The sequence below is a fragment of the Acinetobacter sp. YH12137 genome, from assembly GCF_013418535.1.
Lineage (GTDB): Bacteria > Pseudomonadota > Gammaproteobacteria > Pseudomonadales > Moraxellaceae > Acinetobacter.
Genome location: NZ_VPBW01000081.1, coordinates 1 through 2,101 on the forward strand (window position 1 = coordinate 1; position 2,101 = coordinate 2,101).

Sequence of the window (2,101 nt, forward strand, 5' to 3'; positions counted from 1 at the left end):
TTCTGGCGCATATCCAGCAACAACATGAAGAGTTGGAGAAACAGAATAAACGTTCCCGTCTCAAGAAAAGTATGCCGAGTCGTAAAGCTCAGAAAGCTGTTATTGAACAAAGAAAGTTAAATCCTGTCCTTGACTCTCTGAGTTAAAAATAGGACATTTTAAATGGTTTATCGCATAGACATTTTAATTGGTGAATAACAAAACATGTAACTCCAAAATAGAAATGTCCGCTTTTTAAGAAATTGTGTGATTTTATTTGCATAGAAATCCAAGTTACTTACGATTCATCTAAGCTTAGAGGGCAATCTCATCTTAAATCTTTATTTTTTTACTAAAATAATAATATAATGCTTAGAACAACACCTATTATTCTATTTTAATATAAATATGGATTATTACTGTACACTACAGATCTTTCAAGATAATGAATGGTCAGATTGCGCGATCGTCGAGCTTACAGACAGCCATGAAGCTGGCTGGAGAGCATCGACCCGTACTTCCTATCTTTTCGAGTATGCAATCTCGCATATGGACGTGAGAGATGGACATGCGCTTTCGTATCAGTTTCCAGTCAATGTCCAAAATAACTTACAAAAGCAATGGCCAGCATTTTTGATGGATCTTTTGCCTCAAGGATACGGCCGTAAAGAACTGCTGAATCAATTAGATTTTTCCGAAAATATGCAGGAACAGGCAGACTGGTTTTTGCTAAAAGCAGGAGCAGGTAATCCCATTGGCAACCTCCGAGTGAAAGAAGCTTTTGAATGGCTGCAGGCGCATTTCCCGGTGCAAGAGAATGTGGGTTTTAGCCTAAGCGAAATCATTGAAAGAAAAGAAAAATTTATAGAATCGCTGGCCTCCTATGGATTATTTGTTGCAGGTTCTTCTGGCGTTCAGGGTGAATGGCCAAAACTATTACTAACCCAAGGCCATGATGGGTTATTTTATCTGGATCATACCCTTTCAGATGAAATGGCAGCCAAACACTGGCTGGTTAAATTCAGCCGTGGCAATGATCAAAGTCTGGAAAGCATCCTGCAGCATGAAGCACTTTATATGAAGATTGCCCAGTATCTGGATTTAAGGGTTTATGCTGAGCTGGAATTGCATGGCAAAACCCTGTTTATTCCAAGATTTGACCGGAAAATTGTAGATAACAAAGTAGACAGAATTGCACAGGAAAGCCTTGCTTCGTTGAGCAATAAAGCAGGCTTTGGGGTAAGAATGACCCATAATCAGGTATGTGCTTTACTGATGGAATGCTGTACAGATCCTAAACCGGAAATTTTCGAATATTTGAAACGGGATTTAGCCAATGTGGCTTTAGGCAATAAAGATAATCATACCCGCAATACAGCGATTCAACGTTTTAATGATGGAACCATCCGACTCTCTCCCCTGTTTGATTTCGCTCCAATGTGGTTACATCCGGATGGTATTGCACGAACTACCCGCTGGGAAAAAGATGATCATGGCGGCATGCCAATATGGCGCTCGGTGATTGAGCAGATTACAGAACAAACGGGCATTGAACATCAAGAAATCCAGTCAGAATTTGTCAAGCAATTGCCTCTTTATCAAGGATTAATGGCTGAAATGCACAGACTGCAGATCTCTGAGGAAATTTTGCAGAATAGTCAGTACCGGATTGAAAATATATGCCAGCAGATTCAGGAGCTAGCCCATGGATAAGCGCTATAAACCGATGACCGCGATTGAGCAGATGAAAAAACGTCATGAAGTATTAGAGATGATTAATCACAATCCTGACTGGCCATTTTATAAAGTTGCGCGTTATATCCGTACTGAGCTGCATCTGACCTTAAATGAAATGGCTAAAATCACAAAAATAGCACCTCAGACTTTGCAGAAAATGGAACAACCCGATAGTAATCCGACTCTGGAATCAATGATGAAACTCTTGAATACCTTTGGTCTAAAGATTATGATTCAATCCAAGTAAAAAAATATAATCGTGGATTCAAATCCCAAGTGCAACACATTTGTAGTTAGTTGAAAAAGTTAGGTGTATTCATAGAATCATTAGACTTTTTCAACTCGCAATTGGAAAGCACACAATGAAGAAATACACCCAACTTTC

General features: G+C 39.3%; 2 protein-coding genes and 1 pseudogene. All 3 read left to right on the forward strand.

Translation table 11 applies throughout. The features are described 5' to 3' along the window. Window positions 1–146, forward strand: a pseudogene (locus FTU72_RS16110) (ISNCY family transposase); the annotation flags it as partial. Between the two features lie 241 nt (window positions 147–387). Then, window positions 388–1,692 carry a type II toxin-antitoxin system HipA family toxin gene (locus tag FTU72_RS16115; RefSeq protein ID WP_166139584.1) on the forward strand — a complete coding sequence of 435 codons (1,305 nt, stop codon included), beginning with the start codon at window positions 388–390 and terminating at the stop codon, window positions 1,690–1,692. Next, window positions 1,685–1,963 (forward strand): helix-turn-helix domain-containing protein, encoded by a 279-nt coding sequence (locus FTU72_RS16120; RefSeq protein WP_166139582.1) that lies wholly within the window; start codon window positions 1,685–1,687, stop codon window positions 1,961–1,963. Before FTU72_RS16115 ends, FTU72_RS16120 begins: the two co-directional genes overlap by 8 nt. The last annotated feature ends 138 nt before the right edge of the window (window positions 1,964–2,101 follow it).